The 21,078-nt window shown below is 73.6% G+C and carries 21 protein-coding genes and 2 pseudogenes; 15 read left to right on the forward strand and 8 right to left on the reverse strand.

Annotated elements, in window-relative coordinates:
* Positions 1-249 (reverse strand): annotated as a pseudogene (locus OP86_RS27390) (hypothetical protein); the annotation flags it as partial.
* A gap of 134 nt (positions 250-383) precedes the next feature.
* On the opposite strand from OP86_RS27390, the gene OP86_RS27395 reads away from it, so the two are divergent.
* From OP86_RS27395 to OP86_RS27410, 4 genes are all read left to right on the forward strand, one after another.
* On the forward strand, positions 384-1,088 hold the full coding sequence (locus tag OP86_RS27395) for a response regulator transcription factor (protein WP_030059758.1): 705 nt from the start codon (positions 384-386) through the stop codon (positions 1,086-1,088).
* A complete protein-coding gene (locus OP86_RS27400; protein WP_030257396.1) occupies positions 1,085-2,563 on the forward strand; it encodes a sensor histidine kinase in 1,479 nt (492 codons plus the stop codon). The genes OP86_RS27395 and OP86_RS27400 overlap by 4 nt, the downstream gene beginning before the upstream one ends.
* Positions 2,564-2,790: 227 nt before the next feature.
* On the forward strand, positions 2,791-4,311 hold the full coding sequence (locus OP86_RS27405; protein ID WP_030059761.1) for a glycoside hydrolase family 18 protein: 1,521 nt from the start codon (positions 2,791-2,793) through the stop codon (positions 4,309-4,311).
* Between the two features lie 165 nt (positions 4,312-4,476).
* The gene (locus OP86_RS27410) at positions 4,477-5,877 is read left to right on the forward strand and encodes a glycosyltransferase 87 family protein (protein ID WP_106973528.1); all 1,401 of its coding nucleotides are present in this window, start codon (positions 4,477-4,479) and stop codon (positions 5,875-5,877) included.
* 92 nt (positions 5,878-5,969) lie between these two features.
* Here the strand turns inward: OP86_RS27410 and OP86_RS27415 are convergent, their stop codons facing one another.
* The gene (locus tag OP86_RS27415) at positions 5,970-6,386 is read right to left on the reverse strand and encodes an SsgA family sporulation/cell division regulator (RefSeq protein ID WP_030059763.1); all 417 of its coding nucleotides are present in this window, start codon (positions 6,384-6,386) and stop codon (positions 5,970-5,972) included.
* A gap of 386 nt (positions 6,387-6,772) precedes the next feature.
* Between OP86_RS27415 and OP86_RS39275 the strand changes: the two are divergent.
* Positions 6,773-6,874 (forward strand): annotated as a pseudogene (locus OP86_RS39275) (hypothetical protein); the annotation flags it as partial.
* Here the strand turns inward: OP86_RS39275 and OP86_RS38415 are convergent.
* Positions 6,832-7,230: a hypothetical protein gene (locus OP86_RS38415; protein WP_234434930.1), complete on the reverse strand. Its 399-nt coding sequence runs from the start codon at positions 7,228-7,230 to the stop codon at positions 6,832-6,834. The pseudogene OP86_RS39275 and the gene OP86_RS38415 sit on opposite strands and share 43 nt — an antisense overlap.
* 148 nt (positions 7,231-7,378) lie before the next feature.
* On the opposite strand from OP86_RS38415, the gene OP86_RS38420 reads away from it, so the two are divergent.
* Complete coding sequence (locus OP86_RS38420) at positions 7,379-8,311, forward strand: RDD family protein (RefSeq protein WP_234434931.1); 933 nt, start codon at positions 7,379-7,381, stop codon at positions 8,309-8,311.
* A 100-nt stretch (positions 8,312-8,411) separates the two neighbouring features.
* Positions 8,412-9,146: an RDD family protein gene (locus OP86_RS27430; protein ID WP_030059767.1), complete on the forward strand. Its 735-nt coding sequence runs from the start codon at positions 8,412-8,414 to the stop codon at positions 9,144-9,146.
* 42 nt (positions 9,147-9,188) lie between these two features.
* Here the strand turns inward: OP86_RS27430 and OP86_RS27435 are convergent, their stop codons facing one another.
* Positions 9,189-9,491: a hypothetical protein gene (locus OP86_RS27435; protein ID WP_033333645.1), complete on the reverse strand. Its 303-nt coding sequence runs from the start codon at positions 9,489-9,491 to the stop codon at positions 9,189-9,191.
* A gap of 204 nt (positions 9,492-9,695) precedes the next feature.
* On the opposite strand from OP86_RS27435, the gene OP86_RS27440 reads away from it, so the two are divergent.
* The 5 genes from OP86_RS27440 (at position 9,696) to OP86_RS27470 (ending at position 14,610) form a co-directional block, all read left to right on the forward strand.
* Positions 9,696-10,442, forward strand: a complete 747-nt coding sequence (locus OP86_RS27440; RefSeq protein WP_030059769.1) for an endonuclease V — start codon at positions 9,696-9,698, stop codon at positions 10,440-10,442.
* A 97-nt stretch (positions 10,443-10,539) separates the two neighbouring features.
* Positions 10,540-10,980: a hypothetical protein gene (locus tag OP86_RS27445; protein ID WP_030059770.1), complete on the forward strand. Its 441-nt coding sequence runs from the start codon at positions 10,540-10,542 to the stop codon at positions 10,978-10,980.
* 38 nt (positions 10,981-11,018) lie between these two features.
* Positions 11,019-12,437, forward strand: a complete 1,419-nt coding sequence (locus tag OP86_RS36940) for a WXG100 family type VII secretion target (RefSeq protein WP_157849857.1) — start codon at positions 11,019-11,021, stop codon at positions 12,435-12,437.
* Between the two features lie 86 nt (positions 12,438-12,523).
* Entirely contained in the window at positions 12,524-13,753 is a 1,230-nt protein-coding gene (gene mycP / locus OP86_RS27465) for a type VII secretion-associated serine protease mycosin (protein ID WP_157849858.1), read from the forward strand.
* A gap of 251 nt (positions 13,754-14,004) precedes the next feature.
* On the forward strand, positions 14,005-14,610 hold the full coding sequence (locus tag OP86_RS27470) for a DinB family protein (RefSeq protein WP_078588721.1): 606 nt from the start codon (positions 14,005-14,007) through the stop codon (positions 14,608-14,610).
* Positions 14,611-14,652: 42 nt separating this feature from the next.
* Here the strand turns inward: OP86_RS27470 and OP86_RS33995 are convergent, their stop codons facing one another.
* On the reverse strand, positions 14,653-15,093 hold the full coding sequence (locus tag OP86_RS33995) for an RNA polymerase sigma factor (RefSeq protein ID WP_051830771.1): 441 nt from the start codon (positions 15,091-15,093) through the stop codon (positions 14,653-14,655).
* 536 nt (positions 15,094-15,629) lie between these two features.
* Entirely contained in the window at positions 15,630-16,244 is a 615-nt protein-coding gene (locus OP86_RS27485; protein ID WP_030257415.1) for a hypothetical protein, read from the reverse strand.
* Positions 16,245-16,500: 256 nt separating this feature from the next.
* On the opposite strand from OP86_RS27485, the gene OP86_RS27490 reads away from it, so the two are divergent.
* Positions 16,501-17,505 (forward strand): hypothetical protein, encoded by a 1,005-nt coding sequence (locus tag OP86_RS27490; protein WP_051830774.1) that lies wholly within the window; start codon positions 16,501-16,503, stop codon positions 17,503-17,505.
* A gap of 144 nt (positions 17,506-17,649) precedes the next feature.
* Here OP86_RS27490 and OP86_RS27495 read toward each other — a convergent pair whose 3' ends face one another.
* The gene (locus OP86_RS27495) at positions 17,650-18,240 is read right to left on the reverse strand and encodes an isochorismatase family protein (protein WP_030059778.1); all 591 of its coding nucleotides are present in this window, start codon (positions 18,238-18,240) and stop codon (positions 17,650-17,652) included.
* A 293-nt stretch (positions 18,241-18,533) separates the two neighbouring features.
* Positions 18,534-19,868 carry a nicotinate phosphoribosyltransferase gene (locus tag OP86_RS27500; protein ID WP_030059779.1) on the reverse strand — a complete coding sequence of 445 codons (1,335 nt, stop codon included), beginning with the start codon at positions 19,866-19,868 and terminating at the stop codon, positions 18,534-18,536.
* Positions 19,869-20,010: 142 nt separating this feature from the next.
* Here OP86_RS27500 and clpS point away from each other — a divergent pair, with 142 nt between their 5' ends.
* Positions 20,011-20,304 (forward strand): ATP-dependent Clp protease adapter ClpS, encoded by a 294-nt coding sequence (clpS, locus tag OP86_RS27505; protein WP_030059780.1) that lies wholly within the window; start codon positions 20,011-20,013, stop codon positions 20,302-20,304.
* A gap of 55 nt (positions 20,305-20,359) precedes the next feature.
* Positions 20,360-20,932 carry a DUF2017 domain-containing protein gene (locus tag OP86_RS27510; protein ID WP_030059781.1) on the forward strand — a complete coding sequence of 191 codons (573 nt, stop codon included), beginning with the start codon at positions 20,360-20,362 and terminating at the stop codon, positions 20,930-20,932.
* Positions 20,933-21,078 lie beyond the last annotated feature (146 nt).

Consider the following 21,078-nt stretch of genomic DNA (forward strand, 5'->3'; position numbering starts at 1 on the left):
GTGCGCGGTGGTGGCGGCCGGGGTGGTCGGCTGGGCCGGGGGCTCGGACTGCGCGGCCGACCCCGGCTGCTCGGCGGCGGCGGTCGGGGAGTACGGCGTGCCGTCGGCCTTCGGGGAGGGCAGCGGCAGCGCCGTGGGCTGCTCGAACGCGGCGCCGGTCAGCACCGCGTGCACGCCGAGCCAGGACAGCGCCACCGCCGCCCCGGTGGCCGCCGCCCAGGCGCCGAGCTGTACCAGTCCGTTCCGCATCGTCCGCACATCCTGCCGCATTTCGACCCGGCCCGAGACCGGCACCCCCGCTGTTCCCCAGGGCAGTTGCACACTGTCCGGACCGCCCCCCGAGGTACAGACCACTGCCCGCCGATGGCGTACCGTGCAGGGCCATGGCAACAGTGCTCGTGGTCGAGGACGACCCCTTCGTACGTTCCGCCCTCATCCGCCACCTGACCGACACCGGTCACGCGGTGCGCAGCGTGGGCACCGCGCTGGAGGCGCTGCGGGAGGTCGCTCAGGTCGGCTGTGACCTGGTGATCCTCGACCTGGGGCTGCCCGATCTGGACGGCAGCGAGGCGCTCAAGATGATCCGGGGCCTGACCAACGTGCCGGTGATCATCTCGACCGCCCGGGACGACGAGGCCGAGATCGTCCGACTGCTCAACGACGGGGCCGACGACTACCTGGTGAAACCTTTCTCCGGGGAACACCTCAGCGCCCGGATGGCCGCCGTCCTGCGCCGGCTCGGCGGCGGCACCGCGCCCGTCGCCCAGGTACTGCGCGTCGGCGGGCTGGCCATCGACCTCCAGCGGCGCGAGGCCTCCCTGGACGGACGGCTGCTCGACCTGACCCGCCGTGAATTCGACCTGCTGGCCTTCCTGGCCGGCCGGCCCGGCGTGGTCGTGCCGCGCAAGGAGATCCTCGCCGAGGTCTGGCAACAGACCTACGGCGGCGACCAGACCATCGACGTCCACCTCTCCTGGCTGCGCCGCAAACTCGGCGAGACCGCCTCCAATCCCCGCTACCTGCACACCGTCCGGGGCGTCGGGGTCCGACTGGAAGCCGCCGGGGGGCCGGCGGAGCACCGGACATGAGGAGGTTCGGGCACTCGCTGCGCTGGGCCCTGATCAAGGCCGCCGTGGCCGGGACCACCATGGTCGCGCTGGCCTTCCTCATCCCGCTCGGCCTGATGGTCCAGCAGACCGCGCGGGACCGGGCCTTCACCGCCGCCGAGCGGCAGGCGGCGGCGCTCGGGCCGGCCCTGGCGATCACCACCGACCAGGACGCCGTCGACCGGGCCCTGGCCAGTACGGACGCCGGCGGCCAGGGGCGGATGGCGGTCCACCTGCCGGCCGCCGGACCGGCCGTCAGCCCTGGGGCCGTCACGCCTGGGGCGGGCGGGCAGGCCGTCGCTGCCGGGACGGGTGGGCCCGTGGGGCCGACGCTGGGCGAGGGCCGGGCCGCCGACGCCGACGTGGCCACGGCCGGAGGCCAGGGCCGCTCCTTCACCGTGAAGGTGGCCGGCGGCTACGCGCTGCTCCAGCCGGTCGCGGTGGACACCGGCCGGACCGCCGTGGTCGAGGTGTTCGTGGCCGAGAGCGACCTCACCCGGGGCGTCTCCACCGCCTGGCTGGTGCTCTCCGCCGTCGCGCTCGCCCTGGTCGCCATCTCGGTGCTGGTCGCCGACCGGATGGGCAACCGGATCGTCGCCTCCGCCCGCCGGCTCGCCGGCGCCGCCCGCTCGCTCGGCGCCGGGAACCTCGCGGTGCGGGTCCCGGTGGCGGGCAAGCAGGTCGACGGCAGCCCGGAGGAACTGCGCGAAGCCGGCCACGCGTTCAACACCATGGCCGACCGGGTGGTCCAACTCCTCGCCGCAGAAAGGGAACTGGCCGCCGACCTGTCCCACCGGCTGCGCACCCCGCTGACCGTGCTGCGGCTCAACGCCGCCTCGCTCGGCGACGGCGACGCGGCCGACGCCACCCGGCACGCGGTCGCCCAACTGGAGCGCGAGGTCGACCAGATCATCCGCTCCGCCCGCCGCGCCCCCGAGGACGCGCCCGCCGTCGCGGTCGGCTGCGACGCCGCCGAGGTGATCCGCGAACGGGTCGGCTTCTGGTCCGCGCTGGCCGAGGACGAGGGGCGCCGCTGGCAACTGGCCGGCGCCGAACGGGCGGCACCCGTACCCGTCCAGCGCGGGGACCTGGCGGCGGCCGTCGACGCGCTGCTCGGCAACGTCTTCCGGCACACCGCCGTCGGCACCGCCTTCTCGGTGGACGTCCTGGCCACCGACAGCTCGGTGATCGTGCTGGTCGGCGACGGCGGACCGGGCTACAGCGACCCGGCCGCCGCCCTCACACGCGGCCAGGGCCACGGCGGGGAGGGCTCCACCGGCCTCGGCCTGGACATCGTCCGCAAGCTCGCCGAGTCCACCGGCGGGGACCTCGGGCTCGGCCACTCCGCCGTGCTCGGCGGCGCCGAGACCCGGCTGCGGCTGCGCACCCGCCCGGCGGACGCGACGCCCGCGCGGACCGGGCGGCGGCGGAGCCGGGGAGCGCTCTTCCAGCGGTGACGAGGTGGGCGGTGAGGTCGGGTCAGGAACGGGTCTTCCCGTGGCTCTTCCTTAACGGCGGCCTAAGGGAGTTCTACCGCTCGCTCAGCCCGCCCGTTCCGCCCCCGGGCCGCCGCTAGCGTCGGTCGCGCCGGTCACCCGACCGAGCCGGGCCGGCCGCCCGGACGTCCGTACGCACCCGCGCCCGGACGGCGGCCGACCGAAGGCATCCGCGGAGGTAACGCGCCATGACCACCCAGCCCACCCGCCGCTCCGGCCGCCGCAGGCGCAGCCGCAAGGGCGCGATCATCGGGGCCGCCGCGGTCGCCGCCGCCCTGGTCGCGGGCGGGACAGTGCTCCTCGCCTCCTCGGCCAGCGCCGCCTCGCTCGGCGCCGTCTACAGCCGCACCAGCAGCTGGGACTCCGGCTACACCGGCCAGTACCTGGTCACCAACCCGGACAGCGGCCCGATCGAGGACTGGACGCTCAGCTTCGACCTGCCGGCTGGGGCGAAGATCGACTCGCTGTGGAACGCCACCTTCACCGCCGAGGGGCAGCACGTCACGGTCAAGCCGGAGGCCTGGAGCAAGCGGCTGGAGCCCGGCAGGAACGTGGTGGTCGGCTTCGTCGCCCAGGGCACGGGCGCGGCACAGGCCGAGCCGGCCAACTGCCTGATCAACAACGCCTCCTGCAAGCCCGGCGCCGGCACCGCGCCCACCCCCTCGGGGCGGCCGACCACCACCGCCTCGCCGACGGCCACCGCCACGGCTACCGGCACTCCGACCGCCACCGGCACTCCGACCGCGACCGCCAAGCCCAGCCCCACCGCCACGGTGAAGCCGACCACCCCGGCGCCGACCCTCACTCCGACCGGTGTGCCCGTGCCCCCGGCCGGTGCCGGGGCCGGCTTCGCCCCGTACGTGGACACCTCGCTCTACCCGCCGTACGACCTGGTCGCCACCGCCAAGGCGAGCGGCGTGAAGAACTTCAACCTGGCCTTCGTGGTGTCCGGCGGCGGCTGCGTGCCCAAGTGGGGCGGCGTCAGCGACCTGGCCACCGACGCGGTGGCCGCCCGGATCGGCGAGCTGCGGGCGATCGGCGGCGACGTCCGGGTCTCCTTCGGCGGCGCCAACGGCAGCGAGCTGGCCCTCGCCTGCGGCTCCACCGCCGACCTCACGGCCGCGTACCAGAAGGTCGTGGACGCCTACGGCGCGACCAAGCTGGACTTCGACGTCGAGGGCGGCGCGATCGCCGACGCCGCCGCCAACACCCGGCGCGCCCAGGCCGTCGCCCAGCTGCAGAAGAACGCCGCCGCCAGGGGCAAGGCCCTCGACGTCTCCTTCACCCTGCCCGCGCTGCCCTCCGGCCTGACCCAGGAGGGCGTCAACCTGGTCGCCGACGCCAAGGCCAACGGCGTCGCCCCCAACCCGCAGGGCCAGATGGGCAAGTACGCGATCGCCGCGGCCACCGCCACCCAGGCCCAGGTCAAGAGCGTGCTGGGGCTGGACGACGCGGCCGCCTGGCGCAAGGTCGCGGTCACCCCGATGATCGGCGTCAACGACGTCGCCAGCGAGGTCTTCACCGTGGCCGACGCCAAGCAGCTCGCCGAGTTCGCGACGGCCAAGCACCTGGCCTGGCTGGCCATGTGGTCCGGCACCCGGGACAAGGCCTGCGACGGCGGCGCCAAGGCGTACGCCGACGCGAGCTGCAGCAGCATCGTCCAGCAGCCGCTGGACTTCACCCGGTCGCTCGGGGCGTACACGGGCTGAGGCCCGCCGGGTTCCTGTTCGGCCCCGGCCGTCCGCGCTGAGTCCGCAGCCCAGCGCGGCCGGTCGGGGTGCTTTTGTCACGTTCTGTAGTCGATCGCGCCCGGGCTCGTTCGGGTGGCATCGGGTATCGTCGCTGGTTGGCCGAGCGGTGGACGGAGTGGACAAGTGACAGCGGTGCAAGACGAGCGAAGCCCGGTGCGGACCGCACCCGACCCCTCGCCCGCCCCCCTGTCGGACCGGCTGCGCCAGGCGCTCGGTGCCCCCGTACGGGCCCTGCGCGAGGCTCCCCGCCGCCCGCTGCTGGCCGCCTCCGCACTGGCGCTGCTGTCCCTGGTCGGGTACGCGGTGGTGCGCCACTTCGTCCACACCTCGATGGTGGACATGATCGTCTACCGGGCCGAGGGCGCCGCCGTCGCCAACGGCACCGACCTGTACGCGCTGCGCGTCACCGAGTGGAACCTGCCCGCGACCTACCCGCCCTTCGCGGCGATGCTGTTCGTCCCGACCACCTGGTTCCCGGTCCCCGTCCTCCGGGTGGCGATCACTCTCGGCAACCTCGGCCTGCTCGCTCTGCTGACTCACCTGTCCTTCAGGCTGGTCGGCTGGCCGCGCCGCGAGCTGCGGCCGATCGGCGTGATCCTGGTGACCGGCCTCGGGGTCTGGCTCGAACCCGTGTTCACCACGCTCCGCTACGGCCAGATCAACCTCGCGCTCGCCTGCCTGATCCTCTGGGACCTCACCCGCCCGGACGGACGCCGCAGCAAGGGCGTGGCGATCGGCATCGCCGCCGGCATCAAGCTCACCCCCGGCCTGTTCGCGGTCTACCTGCTGATCACCGGCCGGATCCGGGCCGCCTTCGTGGCCGGCCTCACCTTCCTCGGCACGTTCCTGCTCGGCGCCCTGGTACTGCCCGACGCCACCTGGGGCTTCTGGACCAAGTACCTCTACGACTCCTCCCGGGTCGGCAAGACCTGGATCGTCGACAACCAGTCCCTGCGCGGCGCCTTCGCCCGCCTGCTGCACAGCGCCGACCCCGGCACCCTCGCCACCCTCGGGGGCGGCCTGGTCGCGCTGGCCGGCCTCGCCGTCGCCGCCTGGGCGGCCCGCAGCGGCCGCTGGCTGCCCCGGGCCGAGGCCTGGGGCGTCTGCTGCGCGGCCGTCACCGCCGTGCTGATCTCCCCGATCAGCTGGACCCACCACTGGGTCTGGTGCGTTCCGCTGCTCGTCCTGCTCGCCGCCGAGGCCTCCGTCGAGCACGCCCGCCCGGCCGGCGTGCGCCGGCTGCGCTGGCGGGCCGTCTTCTGGGCCACCCTGGTCGCCTTCCTCTCCTTCGCGATGTGGGCGGCGAAGCCGGTCGGCGTGGCCGTCCTCCACATGTCACCGTGGCGCCAGCTGCCGACCTCGGTCTACCCGTGGGTCGGGCTCTGCTTCCTGCTCGCGGCCGCGATCCGGATAAGGGCCCGGCGGCGGTCCGCCGACGCTCCGACGGTCCGGCTGCCCGGACAGCGCGACGGCGGCGACCCGGACACCGCCCGCGGCCGTCAGCAGGCCCCCGCGGCCCGCTGAACCGGCGGGGGCGCCGCTCCTGTCACCTCTGCCTCTGCTGCGTCCTCGCTCTTCCTCGCCGGGTACGTGCGGGCGCACGCTGCGGCGCACGCCTAGGCGAGCAGCTCGGCGAGCGAGCCGTCCATGTCCAGCGCGGCCAGCTCGCTGCCCGGCGGGACCAGCCGGTGCGCCCGCTCCAGCCAGGCCGCGACGGCCGGCAGCGGCGCCTCCAGCAGCGCGTCCCCGGCGGGCGAGCTCAGCGCCAGGCACAGCACGCTGCGCCGGCCCGAGCGGGTCGGCCAGATCCGCACGTCGCCCTGGCCGCACGGGCGGAAGGTGCCCTCGACCAGCAGCTCGCGGGCGAACACCCAGGTCACCGGGGAACCGGTGTCCAGGTGGAAGGTGATGTAGACCGCGTACGGGTCGTGGCTGCCGTAGGACAGCCGCGCCGCGACGGGCACGCTGTGCTCCGGCGAGAGCACCAGGTTGAGCTCCAGTTCGTGCTCGACGACGCTGACGGGGCGCTCCATGATCGTCTTCCTCTCTGCCTTCGGGTCGTGCCCGGTTCCGGGCCCTGTGACCTTTGAGAGGGCGGTCCGCACCGGCTCTTACACACGTTTCCGGGATTTCTTCGGGAAGTTCGGCGAGGGGTGGTGAAGGGGTGGCCGCGCGGCGCGCGGTATGCCTCGCGCGCCTGGTTCCTTACCGTGAGCGGCCCTCCACTGTCCGGGGATTCGCGAACTTCCCGTCGCGACTTCGGCGAGGTACTACCCTTTGTGACTGCCCGGCGACTGTCCGCCCATCGGGGTGCGCCCCCACGCGCGCCGAGCGCCAGGTGTGCGCCGGGTTGTGCGCGGGCGGTCCTTCCTTCGTGCCTCCTTGCCCGCGTCAGGACCTGCCAGGAAAGAAGACCCCCATGACGGACCGCTCCTTCGCCGACGGCGGCGACCCGGCCGTCGCACCCGGGCCGGGCTACTACCCCGACCCCTCCATCCCCGGCTTCGTCCGGTACTGGGGCGGCTCGGCCTGGGTGCCCGGCACCAGCCGGCCCGCACCCGCCGAGGGCGAGGTGCTGGAGCCGCCCCGGTACGCGACCCGGCGGCCCGCCCAGGGCGGGCCGCCGGCGCGGGCGGTGCCGCCCCCGGTGCTGCCATCGACGGCCGTGGCGGCGGTGGCGACGGAGCCGGTGGCGGAGCCGGTGGCGTGGCCGGTGCCGGGGTCAGGGTCGGGGCCTGGGCCGGGATCGCTCTCGGGGCCGAGGTCAGGGTCGGAGACCGGGATGCCGGCGGGCGGGGGTGACACCGGGCCGGTGTACTTCGACCAGACCTCGGGCGGGGCGTCCTTCGTGTTCGGGCCCCGGGTGGCGGAGGTCATCGGCGGGCCGGTGTTCCGGACGGTCGGGCCGGCGGGGGGTGCCGGGGTGCCCGGGGAACCGGGGGCTTCCGAGGTGCCCGGGGTCCCGGCGGGGGCGGGGGTTCCGGCGGGCGCGGGGATTCCCGGGGGAGGCGTCGACGAACGGCCGGTGGCCGGCGCGGTGGCCGAGCCGACGTCCGTGGAGACCGGGTGGCAGGCCGATCCGCGGGCGCAGCGGGGGCTGATGGGCACCGGGGACGCCCCGCGCTGGGTCTCCTGGGGGGTGCTTCCGGGGGCGCCCGAAGCGGAGGAGGGGAGTGCGGAGCAGGACCGTGCTGCGGTTGCCGTGGAGGTGGCCGCCGCCGTCGCGCCGGTCATGGCCGTGGCGGTGCGGGAGGCCTCGGTGTCCTCCGCGTCCCCTGTCTTCCCCGTCTCTCCCGCCGACGTCGCGGCCTCGGGCGCGGTGCCCGTGATCGAGGCGGAGCTCGTGACTCCCGTGGTGGCCGCGCCCGTGGCCGTCGCCGCGGTCGCCCCGACCGCGCCGCTGCCCACCGTGCCGCGGCCGGCCCGGAAGACCGCCGTCCGTCGACGCCCCGCCGCACCGGCTGCCGTGCCGGCCGGGCTGGGTCGTCGGCTGGCCGCACGGGTCGTGGACACCCTCGTGCTGCTGGTGGTCGCCGTCGCCGCCGGGATCCCGCTCGGCCGCTCGGTCTCCGACCACCTCCAGCAGAAGCTCGACCAGGCCCGGATGGCCAGCGCCCTCACCCGCCGCCAGATCCAGGTCTGGCTGGTGGACGACGTGGTGCTGGGCAAGATCGCCGTCCTGATCGGCATCCTGCTCTTCGCCAGCCTGCTGTACGAGGTGCTGCCGATCGCCCGTACCGGCCAGACCTTCGGCAAGCGGCTGGCCCGGATCCGGGTGGTGGACGCGGCCGCCCCCACCACCCGCGGCAGGCTGAGCCTCGGCCGTTCGCTGCTCCGGTGGGCCGTCCGGCAGGTCGGCGTGGTGCTGCTGCTCGGCCTGGTCTGGCCGGTGGTCGACCGCCCGGCACGGCGGGGCTGGCAGGACCGCGCGGCCCGGACCCGGGTGGTGCGCGGCTGAGCCGGCGGGCTTTGCGCGCCTTCTCGCCCGGCCGCGCCCGCGGTGGCAAAACGGACGGAATGTCCCGAACGTCGAGAATGGGCGATGTTCTACTCGGGGAATGAGCACCCACGACCCCTCAGGCCCCCAGCCGGAGGGGGGCGGCAAGCCCTCCTTCGACAAGCAGTCCCCGCAGCCGGGCGACGGAACGCCGGAAGGCGAGCCGTCGGGCCCGACCCCGTCCAACGGCCCGGCGGAGCACCCGTCCGGCGGCCCCGGCGCGTACCAGGGCACCTACGGCGGGAGCCCGCACCCCGGGCCGACCCGCGGTCAGAACCCGTACGACCAGCCGCCGTACGGCCAACCGCCCCCCGGGAACGGCCCAGGACCCGGCGCGTACGGGAGCCCCGGCGCCGGACCCGTCCCCGGCATGCCGCCGATCGGCACCTGGCCCAAGCGGATCCTCGCCCGCCTGATCGACTACCTCCTCGTGCAGGCCGTCGGCGTGCTCGTGGTGGCCCCCTTCGCCAACCTCAACGAGCGCAACGGCTCGGCCGAAGCGTTCTGGATCGGCTGCACCATCTACCTCATCTACGAGGCCCTGATGCTCAGCCGGGACGGCCAGACCCTCGGCAAGAAGGCGATGAAGGTCCGCGTCGCCATGCTCATCGACGGGAGCACGCCCACCCAGTCCGCCGCCTGGACCCGCGCCGCGGTCTTCATCCTCCCGGCCGTGCTCTGCTGCGCCGCGATCTGGTGGATCATCGACGGGCTCTTCGGCGTCTTCGACAAGCCGTACCGGCAGTGCATCCACGACAAGGCCGCGAAGACCGTGGTGGTCACCACGGAGGTCTGAGTCCGAGCGGCGGCCCGGAACGCGGCTGCGCCCGGCGGCGGATCAGCGCTGCCGGGCGTACGCGTGTCCGGTGGCGGTGGCGCTCTCGGCAGCCGGGGCGCTTGCGGCGGTGGGGGTGCTCGCGTCGGAAACGGGCTCCGCGGACGGCGGAGGCGCGACGACACGGCCCGGCTTCGAGGACGACAACGAGAGCACCGTCACCACGGTGCCGAGCGCCAGCGCGAACACCACCAGCACCGAGACCGCCAGGACGCCCGAGACGCCCGAGACGGCCAACAGCGCCACCGTGGCGGCGACGACGGTGAACGAGCCGAGGCAAGCCTGGGCAGCGGACGGACGCGGCATGACGGGGATCCTTCGCACGTCGGGGGAAACGGGCGGGAGCGGTACCGGTTCCAGAAGTCCTACCCGGCAAGGGAGTTCGCTACCTCCCAGGTTAGCCCGCCGACCCGGGGGCACAGGGGGCGCACGGGCTCACCCCAGGGTCGTCCGCCCCGGTCGGTACGGTGAACCGCAACCTGCCGACCACACGCACCGGGGGAACCGACCGTGCCCATCCCCGCCGACTGGCCCACCACCGAGGCCGAGGCACTCGCCGAACAGCAGCGGCTGCGCCCGCTCGTCCAGGCCCACGACGACACCGACGACACCGGCGGCACCGGCGGCATCGACACCGCTGACGCCGCCGACGTCCCCGGCCGGCTCATCGCCGGCGTGGACGTCGCCTACGACGACGACCACGACCTCGTCGTCGCCGCAGCCGTCCTCCTCGACCGGGACACCCTGGACGTCGTCGAACAGGCCACCGCCGTCGGCCGGATCGCCTTCCCCTACATCCCCGGACTCCTCGCCTTCCGCGAACTCCCCGCCGTCCTCGACGCCCTGGCCGCCCTCACCCACACCCCCGACACCGTCGTCTGCGACGGCTACGGCCTCGCCCACCCCCGCCGCCTCGGCCTCGCCAGCCACCTCGGCGTCCTCACCGGACTGCGCACCCTCGGCGTCGCCAAGACCCCCTTCACCTTCGACCACCACGAGCCCGACACACCCCGCGGCTCCACCACCCCCCTCACCGACCCCGCCACCGGCGAAGAAGTCGGCCGCGCCGTCCGCACCCGGCCCGGCGTCAAACCCGTCTACGTCTCCGTCGGCCACCGGATCGGCCTCGACACCGCCGTCCGCACCACCCTCCACCTCGCCCGGCGCTACCGCCTCCCCGAAACCACCCGGCACGCCGACTCCCTCTGCCGCCGCGCCCTCACCGAGGCCCTCAACAGCCGGACGACCGCGAACTGACCAAGCCCCGGGCGGAATTCGGGCCCCGTGTGTTAGACATGAGCCACCGGGGCCCGGCCCCGACCACCAGGAACGGACGCACGGGGGAGGCGCCGCAATGGGAACAGGGACCGGTACCACCGGAGGCAGCGGGCAGGGCTACCGCGTCGAAGTCGAACAACTCCGCACCTTCGCCGGCCAAGTGCGGCTCATGCTCGCCGACTTCCAGAAACACGCCGACGGCACCAACACGCACGGGCGCAGCGGCCTCGGCAAGAACGCCTTCGGCACCTTCGCCGAGGCCACCGAGATCCACGGCCGCTACAGCACCATGCGGGACGCGCTGCGCGACGTCCTCAACCAGCTCCAGGAAGCCGTCGACGAAGCCCAACAGAAGGCCGAGCTCACCGCCACCAACTACGAGGAACAGGACCAGCACACCGCCGGCAAACTCAAACTCGGCGGCGACGGCTGGTCCGTCGACAAGCCCTCCGCGACCAGCCAAGCCGCCTACGAGAAGAACCGCACCCCGTCCCACCGCGGCAACGCCACCCTCTAGCCGCCACCCGCCAGGCCACGAACGGAGGCGAACCGCCCATGGTCTACACCGACTTCACCAAGTACAGCCACGCCCAGCTCCGCACGATGGCGCAAGCCCTCGACCCCGGCGCGGTGATGGCCGCCGGCGACCCCTGGCGAAACGCCGCCGACACCCTCAAACAGATCCGCCTCGCCCTCACCAAAGCCAGCACCGAAGCCGCCACCACCTGGGAAGGCACCACCAGCGACGCCTTCCACACCCGCATGCTCAACCTGGCCGCCAGCATCAACAACGCCGCCGCCTACGCCAACGACGCGGCCAACACCCTCCACAACGTCTCCGAGGCCATGGCCAAGGCCAAACGCGAGATGCCCGAGGAACCCGGCAACTGGGACAGCTTCAAGGACAACGTCTCCGACGGCGTCTCCTCCCTCTTCGGCGGCGGCGATGACGACCACATCCCCATCGCCAACCGCAAGAAGGCCGAAGCCGCCGCCATCATGCAGACCCTCGCCATGCACTACCGCGTCGCGACACCGGCACTGAAGGCTCCGCCGCCCTACGACCCGAAGAAGCCGCCAGCAAGGATCGAATCGCCTGATGACGGCTCGCCGAACGACCCGAGCGGAGCGGCGGCGACGGCAGCCGCCATGATGTCGGGCACCTCGATCGGAGCGTCGGGGGTATCGGCGAGGGTGACGAGTGGCCCACCACCGCGAGGTGCGAAGCCCTCCCAGCCCCCGACGACAGCTCGCTCCGCGGCGAGAGCAGCGTCCGTTCCGACCGATTCGGGGATCAAGGGAGGCACAGCACAGGCCCCGCCGAAGCCGTCGGGTTCGCCGAGCCGGGGCTCCGTTGAGGGCATCTCCGGCAGGCCGATGGCCGTTCAGAACGGGAGCGTGCCCAGCCCTGCGCTCGCAGGGACTCAGACCTCCGGCCTGGACGCGGTTCAGACCGGGCGTCCTGTCAGCGGGCCGGTCGGGGGTGGTGGACACGACAGCGTCCGTCCCACGGGTCCGAACACGGCCACCTCGCCAGTCGGACCGGTCGTCGGCCAGGGCAAGGTCCCGCCTGGCGGCAGGGACATCCGCGGCGGCGAGATGCCAATGGAGAGCTCCGGCCCGCGTGGCGGTCGAGTCGGCGGAGGCGAGGCCCGGGGCGTGACCGGGGCTCGGCAGGCAGGCAGGCCTCCGGTAGCGGCTGGTGGCTTCGCCGGAGGGACGGCGAAGCCGGGGGCCGGAGCACAGGGCAAGCAGGCCTTCACGGAAGGCGGATCCGGGCTCGGAGCACGAAACCGGCTCGGGGGCGAGGCCGGTTCCGCGAGTACGAACGGGTTGACTCCCGGTGTTCCGCTGAGCGGGGCGCAAGGGCGTCAGAAAGACCGGGAGAAGGCCGGGAACCGTCCGGACTACCTTGTCGAGGATGAGGAGACCTGGGCGTCGGACAAGCCAGCCAATCCGAACGTGGTGAAATGAAGCCGGTCCGTGGACGGACAGGTGATCTGATCGCATCCCGCAGGTCGGTGGCCTGCGGGCTGCCTCGCTGAGTGGGGTGACCAGGTTTGACGAGCCGCCGGGTGGCGCGTGGTGCGGCGGCTCTGGCCGCAGGGCTGCTGATGGTGGGCGTTGCCGTGCCGTCGGCATCGGCTGACCAGATCAGAGACCAGCAGTGGGCTCTGAAGGCCCTCGAAGCCGAGGCGAAGGTCTGGCCGGTCAGCCAGGGCGACGGGGTGATCGTCGCGGTGATCGACACCGGGGTGAACCAGGACCATCAGGACCTGACCGGGCAGGTACTCCCTGGCGCTGACTTCGCCGGTGGCAACACCGATGGCCGTGTGGACAAGGACGGTCACGGCACCGGGATGGCGAGCCTGATCGCGGGGCATGGGCACGGCTCACAAGCCGGGGTGATGGGTCTGGCTCCGAAGGCCAAGATTCTTCCGGTGAGGGTGACGACAGACGCCGACAGCCCCAGCCCTTCGCAGAGCCCTGATTCTCAGCAGAGCGAACTCGCAGAGGCGATTCGCTTCGCGGCGGACCATGGCGCGAAGGTCGTCAACATCTCGCTCTCCGGGGTCTCGCGCTTCGACTCGCAGCTGCGAAAGGCTGTCAAGTACGCGGTTTCAAAGGACGTCGTGCTGGTAGCCGGCGCCGGCAACAGCGGGTCGAGCCTGGGTGGCGTCGAGTACCCGGCTGCCTTCCCCGGGGTGGTTGCCGTGGGGGCAGTGGACTCCAAGGGCGCGGTGTGGGAGCGTTCCACGCCAGGTCCCGAGACGACGCTCGTTGCGCCCGGTGTGGGGATCAACCATGTGGCTGCCAAGTCTCCGACGGACTACGCGGCCGGGAGCGGCACCTCCGACTCCACCGCCTACGTCTCCGCCACCGCCGCGCTCATCCGCTCGAAGTACCCCGACCTGTCCGCCGGGCAGGTGATCAATCGGATGATCAAGTCGGCCACCCCGCCGGCCGACGGGACGGTGGTGCCCAACAACCACTACGGCTACGGGGTCCTCGCTCCCGCGAAGGCGCTGGAGGCGAATCCGGCCGTGGACAGTGGGCCTCGGGAGAATCCGTTGGTGAAGCGGCCGGAGTCCAGGGGAACGCCGCCGAGTGACGACGAGAGTGATGCGACGGACCAGCCCTCCGCGGAGCCCGTGGTGCCGGAGGCCGGCGGTGGGGGGAGCGGTGACAGCACCGGGCTGGTGATCGCCGCGGTGGCGGTCGGCGCGTTCGTGTTGGGGCTGTCGGTGTTCGCGGTGGTGCGGGGGCGGCGGAGGGAGAAGGCGCGGTAGGCCTCGGGGAAGTCGGGGTCGTCGTGGACGGCGGTGCCGGGGCGGTCTGCAGGGTGGTGGCGACGCCGATGTGGACGAGGCGTCGTGCGCCGGCCTGGTCGAGGCCGGTGGCCAGGGCGGTGGTGGCGGCGCGGGAGGGGTACGTGGCCGCGCACTGAGCCGGGGGTGCGCCGGTGGGCTGGCAGCATTTCGGCGGTGGCTGGCGTCATTGCCGCTGGTGGGGTGGTCGCGGTGGCCGCCATGCTGGGCCCATGAGCACTTCTGAGAACGCCGCGGGCGCTGTCGTCGGGAAGATCGGGGAGATCGGGGACACCGGGGAGGCCGGGGAGATCGTCCCCGACACCAAGGACTGGACCTGGGTGCTGGAACGCCGCTGCCCCGACTGCGGGTTGGACACCCCGGGGGTGGTGCGCGAGGACGTCGCGGGGATGATCCGGGCCAATGCGGAGGGCTGGCTGGCGGTGCTGGCCGGGGACGAGGACGGGCTGCGCCGCCGGCCGGCGCCGGGGGTCTGGTCGGACCTGGAGTACGCGTGCCATGTCCGGGACGTCTTCCGGCTGTTCGACGTCCGGCTGGGCCTGATGCTCGACCGGGACGACCCGCTGTTCCCGAACTGGGACCAGGACGAGACGGCCGTCGCCGAACGCTACGGCGAGCAGCGGCCGCAGGTGGTGGCGGGGGAGTTGGCGGAGGCCGCAGAGACGCTGGCGGCCGCCTTCAAGGGGGTGACCGGCGAGCAGTGGCGGCGGACCGGGAACCGCAGTGACGGGGCGCGGTTTACGGTCGAGTCGTTCGCCCGGTACCTGATCCACGACCCGGTGCACCATCTGTTCGACGTGACGGGCGAGCGGGTCTGAGGCGGTCCGGGGGCGGCCGGGGGACGGGCCCGGGGCGCGGGGTCACCAGCCGGAGGCCTCGTGCAGCATGGTGCGGCGCAGCCGTCCGGCCACGCTGGCGGCGTCGGTGCCGATGACGTCGGCGATCTCGGGGGCGGCGAGGCCGACGACGTAGTGCAGGATCGCCAGGTCGTCGTCGGCCGGGTGGCGGTCCGGGGTCGCCGGTGCCCGGCGGGTGTGGTCGGCGACGATGCCGCGCAGGATCTCCCAGGCGTGCGCGGTCGGGTTGGCGCTTCCCATCAACTCGCGCCAGTGCACCGCGATTTCGGCGAAGGCCTGCTGGACGGCGGTGGCCGCGGCGCTGTGCTCGGTCAGCCACACCCGGGCGTAGCTGAGGTACCGGGGGCGGTGGAGTTCGCAGAACGCGGTGAACTCCAGCGGTACGTCCTGCGGCTCTCCGGGCCCCGGGGGTGGCTCGGCGGAAGTCGTGTGACGGTTGGTCATCTCGTCTTCTCGGAAAGGGAGATGGGTTTCTGGCGGTCGATCATCTGTGCTCACTCTACGGTAGGCCCTCGGTGCGCTGGGTGACCAATCCGATGGAATGCCCGGAACCTGCCGCCGCCCGGCCGGTTCCGGTGGCGACCGGGGGCGGCGGGGCGGCGGGGTGGCCGGGCAGGGGGCTGGCGGGGGGGCCGGAGCGGGGCGGTGTCGCGCAGTGGCGTGGGGGCGTAGGTGCGAGCGTGTCGCAGCTGGTCAAAGGGTGTAGGACGGCTGTGGCTGCAAGGCAGTTGATGTGCCACCGTAGGCCCTGTGGAGGCGGACGTCCACGCCCACGGCGCGAACCGGCGGCCGCACTACCGCCCGCACAACCGCGCTCACGATCATGGCGTCGATCACCACCGTCCTGGGCGTGGCGACGGGCGTCGGCGCGGCCACGGGTGGTCATGCGCCGGTCGGCCGCCGCCGTGCGCACCGTCCGGGCCCCGGCGGCCTGAACGCGCTGGCGGCGACCGGGGCGGGGCGGGCGGAGCGAACGACCGTCAGGAGGTCGTCCGGGCCTGCGAGGAGGAGATCCGGTCGGCGGCGGTGTCCCGTTCGACCTGGGTGGGGAAGGCCTCGACGCCCCGCCGCCGGGCCGCCTGTGCGGCGGCGGCTGCCGCCGCAGTCGCGGCAGCCGTCACGGCGGCAGTCTCCTCGCGCTCGCACCGGTGCGCCGTACCGGCCGCGTGCCCACCGGCCGCATGCGCACCGGCCGCATGCGCCCCGGGGGTGTGCCCACCGGCGACGCCGTGCCCGCCGGGGGCGCGCCCCGCCGCTCGCCGCCGGCGGCCGAGGGCGGCCCGGGCGGCGTGTTCCTCGGCCGCCTGTCTAGCGGCGAGGTAGGCCTGCACCGCCGCCATGCCGTAGACCGGCTGGATGAGCTGGTGGCCCTTGAAGAACGGCCTGGCCGGGGCGAATCCGGCGGCGACCACGAGGTCGCGGATCTCGGCTATCTCCGCCTCGCTGCGGGCGGTGAAGCGGACCTCCCAGCCCTTCTTGTACGTATGGCCCTTCTCGCCGCTGCGGCGCGCCGGGTCCGGGCGGCGGACGTATCCGGGCAGGCGGCCGAGGCGGAGCTGGGCCGCGCGGAGGCCGGCGGTCTCGTCACGTGACATGACGTAAGCCTAGGCAATCCTTGGGGTGGGATTGACGTCCGGAGGGTCCCTCGCCGTATGTGGTTGATCACTCTGGGTCAGGCGACCAGGTTGGCGATCGTTTTCGATCAGGTATGACAATCCGATGAGCGTCAATTACTCCAAATGAGTGAGGGTATGAGGACTTTAGTGCGGGCTGGTCCCGGTTTCGCGACGGTTGAGTAACAGTGCGTCAGGCTCCAGGTCGCAGGTCCGGGTGGTTGGGGATGGTGTCGGCATGAGCTACCGGATTCCCTCGCCGCCACCGTCCCTGGAGGAACTGGCGAAGCGTCAGCAGAACGTCGTCACCGCGAGCCAGCTGCGCGCCCGGGGCGTGCCGGCCCGGGTCATCACCGGGCACTGCCGCCAGGGCGGCCCCTGGCAGCGGCTGCTGCCCAGGGTCTACCTGCTGCAGTCCGACGAGCCCACCCCGGAGCAGCGGATGTGGGCCGCGCTGCTGTACGCCGCGCAGAACGGCCGTGAGGAGGGCCGCCGCGAGGGCGCGGTGATCACCGGTGCGGCCGCGCTCGCGCTGTACGGCTTCGCCGCCGTGCCCCGGCTGCCCGCGGTGACGGGGGTGGACGTCCTGGTGCCCCGTCAGCGCCGCCTGAAGGACGTCGGCGCGGTGCGGATCCGGCGCACCGAACGGGAGTTGGTGGCCCGCTCGGTGCACGGCCTGGCCTGCGCGCCGGTGGCCCGGGCGGTCGCGGACGCGCTGGGCGAGTGGGCGGCGGACCCGGAGGCTCCGGCGCCGGTGCGCGAGGTGCTGCGCGAGGCCGTCGCGCGGCCCGAGAACCGCTGCACGGTACGGGAGTTGGCGGCGGAGCTGATCGAGTCCGGGCTGACCGTCGAACCCCGGGTGCGGGCCGCGCTGGACGAACTCCTCGCCGCCGAGCGGGACTCGGTGCTGGAGCGGGTCGGCCACCTGGTGGACGAGTGGCTGCTGCCCGTCCCGCTGAACGCCCCCGAACTGCGGATGCGTGGCGGCACGTACATCGGCGTCCCGGACCTCTACTGGCCGGAGCGCGGCGTCGCGGTGGAGGTGGACTCGGACCTGCGCTGCGTCAGCGAGGGCGAGGCCGCCTGGGTGCGCGGCGGCCAGCACCGGATGGAGTACCTGGGCATCCGCGTGGTGTACGTCTCCGGTGCCCGGCTGGCCGCCGAGCCGGACGCGGTCGGCGGCGAGCTGCGCGAGGCCTACCGCGCCGGGGGCACGGACGTGGTGGAGCTGCTGGTGGTCTGAGCCCGGGGGGTGTCGCAGGGCCGGACGCAAGGCCGGACGCAGGGGCGGATCAGCGGGGACGGATCAGCGGGGACGGATCAGGATCAGCGGGGGCGGATCGCAGGGGAGGGGCGCAGGGGAGGGATCGCAGGCCGCCGGAAGGCGCTAGGAGCGGACCACCGGCGTGCCGACCAGCTCGACGCCGGCCGCCCGCAGCTCCTCCAGCGCGGCGGAGGTGGTATCCGGGGCCACCCCGGCGGTGAGGTCCAGCAGGACGCGGGTGGCGAAGCCCGCCCGGGCCGCGTCCAGCGCGGTCGCCCGGACGCAGTGGTCGGTGGCGATGCCCACCACGTCGACCTCGTCGACCTGCCGTTCGCGCAGCCACTCCACCGGGCCGCGGTTGTTCTCGTCCAGTCCCTCGAAGCCGCTGTACGCCGCCGAGTAGGCGCCCTTGTCGAAGACCGCCTCGACGGCGCCGGAGATGACGGCGGGCGCGAAGTTGGGGTGGAAGCCCACGCCCTCGGTGCCGGCGACGCAGTGCACCGGCCAGCTGGCGACGTAGTCCGGCTCGGCGGAGAAGTGGTCACCCGGGTCGATGTGGTGGTCGCGGGTGGCGAGGATGTGCTGGTAGCCGGGGGAGGACTCGGCGATGAGGTCGGTGATGGCGGCGGCCACCTCGGCGCCGCCGGCGACGGCCAGGCTGCCGCCCTCGCAGAAGTCGTTCTGCACGTCGACGACGATCAGTGCCCGGTGCATGGCTCGCATCCTCGGATGTCGGGGGCCCGCGGGAGGCGGCGCCCCGGTGGGGGAGCCCTCGGGAGTACTCGGCCCGACTGTGCGGGACTCGGGGGGTTCTCGGGGAGCTCCGGGGAACTCTACGGCTGACTCTAGGGAGTGCCGCGCGGGGGCGGAAGCCCCGGGGGCCGGTCCGGTGACCGGACCGGGGCCTCCGCGCGGTGAAGGGGTCCGGTTCGGACGACGGTGTCCGGGCCGGATGGCGGGATCCGGATCGGACGAAGGGGTCCGGGCCGGACGGCGGGAGCGAGGGGTCAGTGGACCGCGTCGGCCGGCAGGACCAGTTCGGTCGGCAGCACCGGGTCGCCCTTGGAGAGCTGGGTGGCCGACAGCGGCAGCGCGGCCCGGGCCCGGACGTGCCGTTCGCGGGCGGCGCTCAGCGGCTCCCGGCCGACGGTCTCGCCGCCCAGCACCAGCGGAACCTGCATCAGGTGCGGCCGCAGCTCCTCCGGGACGGGCCCGGTGCCGACGACCTCGGCCTCGGCCACGCCGTCGGCGTCGGGCCGGCGGGCCGCCCACTTGCGGCCGCCGATGCTGGTCTTGCCGCCCGCCGCGCGCTTGGCCACCGGGACCAGCGGCCCGCCCTCGGTCTGGGCCCGGGCGACGAGCTTGTAGACCATCGCGCAGGTCGGGTGGCCGCTGCCGGTGACCAGGCTGGTGCCGACGCCGTAGCCGTCCACCGGGGCGGCGGCCAGGGCGGCGATCGCGTACTCGTCCAGGTCCGAGGTGACGATGATCCTGGTCTTCTCGGCGCCGAGCTCGTCCAGTTGGCGGCGGACCCGGTGGGCGAGCAGGGTGAGGTCGCCGGAGTCGATCCGGACGGCGCCCAGTTCGGGGCCGGCCACCTCGACCGCGGTGCGCACGGCCTCGCGCAGGTCGAAGGTGTCGACGAGCAGCGTGGTGCCCTTGCCCATCGAGGCGATCTGGGCGCGGAAGGCGTCCCGTTCGCTGTCGTGCACGAGGGTGAAGGCGTGTGCGGCGGTGCCGGTGGTCGGGATGCCGTGGGTGAAGCCGGCCTCCAGGTCGGAGGTGGCGGCGAACCCGGCCACGTACGCGGCCCGGGCGGCGGAGACGGCGGCCTGCTCGTGGGCCCGGCGGGCGCCCATCTCGATGACCGGGCGGCCGCCGGCGGCGGCGGTCATCCGGGAGGCGGCGGCCGCGATCGCCGAGTCGTAATTGAGGATCGAGAGGATCACCGTCTCCAGGATCACCGCTTCGGCGAAGCTGCCCTCGACGGTGAGCAGCGGCGAGCCGGGGAAGTAGGCCTCGCCCTCGGGGTAGCCGTGGATGTCGCCGCTGAAGCGGTAGTCGGCGAGGTAGCGCAGGGTGTCCTCGTCGACCACGCCCTGGCCGGCCAGCCAGTCCAGCTGGGCGGTGGAGAAGCGGAAGGCCTCGACGGCGTCGAGCACCCGGCCGGTGCCGGCCATGACGCCGTAGCGGCGGCCGCCCGGCAGGCGGCGGGTGAATACCTCGAAGACGGAGTGGCGGTGCGCGGCCCCGCTGCGCAGGGCGGCCTGCAGCATGGTGAGCTCGTAGCGGTCGGTGAGGAGCGCGGTCGAGCCGGCCGCGCGCACGGAAGTGGCGTCCATGGAGATGATGCTACTACCACTTAGCGTCAGAGTGACGATTTCTCGGAGGGATTCCCCGGGGTCGGAATCGCCCGGGTGTCCCCCGGATGGCAGCATGGGGCGTGAGGGGTTACGGACGAGTGTGCAGCGAGGAGGACCCGGCGTGAGTGTCGCGCCCGCGGAGATCGAGCGCCCAGAGGTCGAGGGGCTGCCGGTGGCAGAACCGGACACGCCCTGGGTGACCATCGTGCACAACGACCCGGTCAACCTGATGAGCTACGTCCAGTACGTCTTCCAGGCCTACTTCGGCTATCCGAAGGACAAGGCCCGGAAGCTGATGATGGACGTCCACACCAAGGGGCGGGCGGTGGTCTCCAACGGTTCCCGTGAGGAGATGGAGCGCGACGTCCAGGCGATGCACGGCTACGGCCTCTGGGCGACGCTGCAGCACGACTGACGCCGGACCGCCGGCCGTACGACCGATGACGACGAAGACGGGCTGACCGATACAGATGGCTGGGTTGTTCGAGAGCACCGGCGGTGGCGGCGCGGCGATCGCGCTGGACGAGTGGGAGGCCTCCATCCTGCGCTCGCTGGAAGTGCAGTTGCTGGAGCTGATCGGCCCCGGCCCGGGCGGGGACGGCGGAGACCCGCTGGCCGCGCTGTTCGCCGAGGGGCCGACCGAGGCGCCCGCCGATCCGGTGCTGGCCCGGTTCTTCCCGGACGCCTACGGTGATCCGGAGAAGCCGGACGACGACGAGTCCGAGGCCGCGTCCGGGGAGTTCCGCCGCTTCACCGAGCTGGACCTGCGGGCCCGCAAGCGGGACGACGCGCTGTTCGTCGTCCGGGCGCTGGACGGCCTCGGCAGTGGCGGCATGCTCAAGCTGGGCACCGACGACTGCCCGCGCTGGCTGGGCGCGCTGAACGACCTGCGGCTGGCCCTCGGTGTCCGGCTGGAGGTCAGCGAGGACGACGAGGAGGGCCTCTACGAGCTGCCGGACGGCGACGAGCGCAAGCCGCTGGTGATGGCGTACCTGTGGCTGGGGGCGCTGCAGGAGTCGCTGCTGGAGGCGATGGCCGGGTGAACCGGGGCTGAACTCCGGCCGAACTCCGCGTGAACGTGGAATGGCCGTAGCCGGTCCCGTCCGCGTTTCCCGGGTGATCCTGCCCGCTTTCGGGCAAGCCCCGACGGTTTCGTCCAGCATGTGGACGATCCGTCGGGGCTTTTCCG

The organism is Streptomyces novaecaesareae (assembly GCF_000716875.1).
Classification (GTDB): domain Bacteria; phylum Actinomycetota; class Actinomycetes; order Streptomycetales; family Streptomycetaceae; genus Kitasatospora; species Kitasatospora novaecaesareae.

Excerpts from the sequence above, each read along its gene's own strand:
- OP86_RS27395 (WP_030059758.1), top strand. The coding sequence starts at position 384 with ATGGCAACAGTGCTCGTGGTCGAGGACGACCCCTTCGTACGTTCCGCC.
- OP86_RS27400 (WP_030257396.1), top strand. The coding sequence starts at position 1,085 with ATGAGGAGGTTCGGGCACTCGCTGCGCTGGGCCCTGATCAAGGCCGCC.
- OP86_RS27405 (WP_030059761.1), top strand. The coding sequence starts at position 2,791 with ATGACCACCCAGCCCACCCGCCGCTCCGGCCGCCGCAGGCGCAGCCGC.
- OP86_RS27415 (WP_030059763.1), bottom strand. The coding sequence starts at position 6,386 with ATGGAGCGCCCCGTCAGCGTCGTCGAGCACGAACTGGAGCTCAACCTG.
- OP86_RS38415 (WP_234434930.1), bottom strand. The coding sequence starts at position 7,230 with ATGACCTCCGCCACCCGGGGCCCGAACACGAAGGACGCCCCGCCCGAG.
- OP86_RS27430 (WP_030059767.1), top strand. The coding sequence starts at position 8,412 with ATGAGCACCCACGACCCCTCAGGCCCCCAGCCGGAGGGGGGCGGCAAG.
- OP86_RS27435 (WP_033333645.1), bottom strand. The coding sequence starts at position 9,491 with ATGCCGCGTCCGTCCGCTGCCCAGGCTTGCCTCGGCTCGTTCACCGTC.
- OP86_RS27445 (WP_030059770.1), top strand. The coding sequence starts at position 10,540 with ATGGGAACAGGGACCGGTACCACCGGAGGCAGCGGGCAGGGCTACCGC.
- OP86_RS36940 (WP_157849857.1), top strand. The coding sequence starts at position 11,019 with ATGGTCTACACCGACTTCACCAAGTACAGCCACGCCCAGCTCCGCACG.
- OP86_RS27470 (WP_078588721.1), top strand. The coding sequence starts at position 14,005 with ATGAGCACTTCTGAGAACGCCGCGGGCGCTGTCGTCGGGAAGATCGGG.
- OP86_RS33995 (WP_051830771.1), bottom strand. The coding sequence starts at position 15,093 with ATGACCAACCGTCACACGACTTCCGCCGAGCCACCCCCGGGGCCCGGA.
- OP86_RS27485 (WP_030257415.1), bottom strand. The coding sequence starts at position 16,244 with ATGTCACGTGACGAGACCGCCGGCCTCCGCGCGGCCCAGCTCCGCCTC.
- OP86_RS27490 (WP_051830774.1), top strand. The coding sequence starts at position 16,501 with ATGAGCTACCGGATTCCCTCGCCGCCACCGTCCCTGGAGGAACTGGCG.
- OP86_RS27495 (WP_030059778.1), bottom strand. The coding sequence starts at position 18,240 with ATGCACCGGGCACTGATCGTCGTCGACGTGCAGAACGACTTCTGCGAG.
- OP86_RS27500 (WP_030059779.1), bottom strand. The coding sequence starts at position 19,868 with ATGGACGCCACTTCCGTGCGCGCGGCCGGCTCGACCGCGCTCCTCACC.
- OP86_RS27510 (WP_030059781.1), top strand. The coding sequence starts at position 20,360 with ATGGCTGGGTTGTTCGAGAGCACCGGCGGTGGCGGCGCGGCGATCGCG.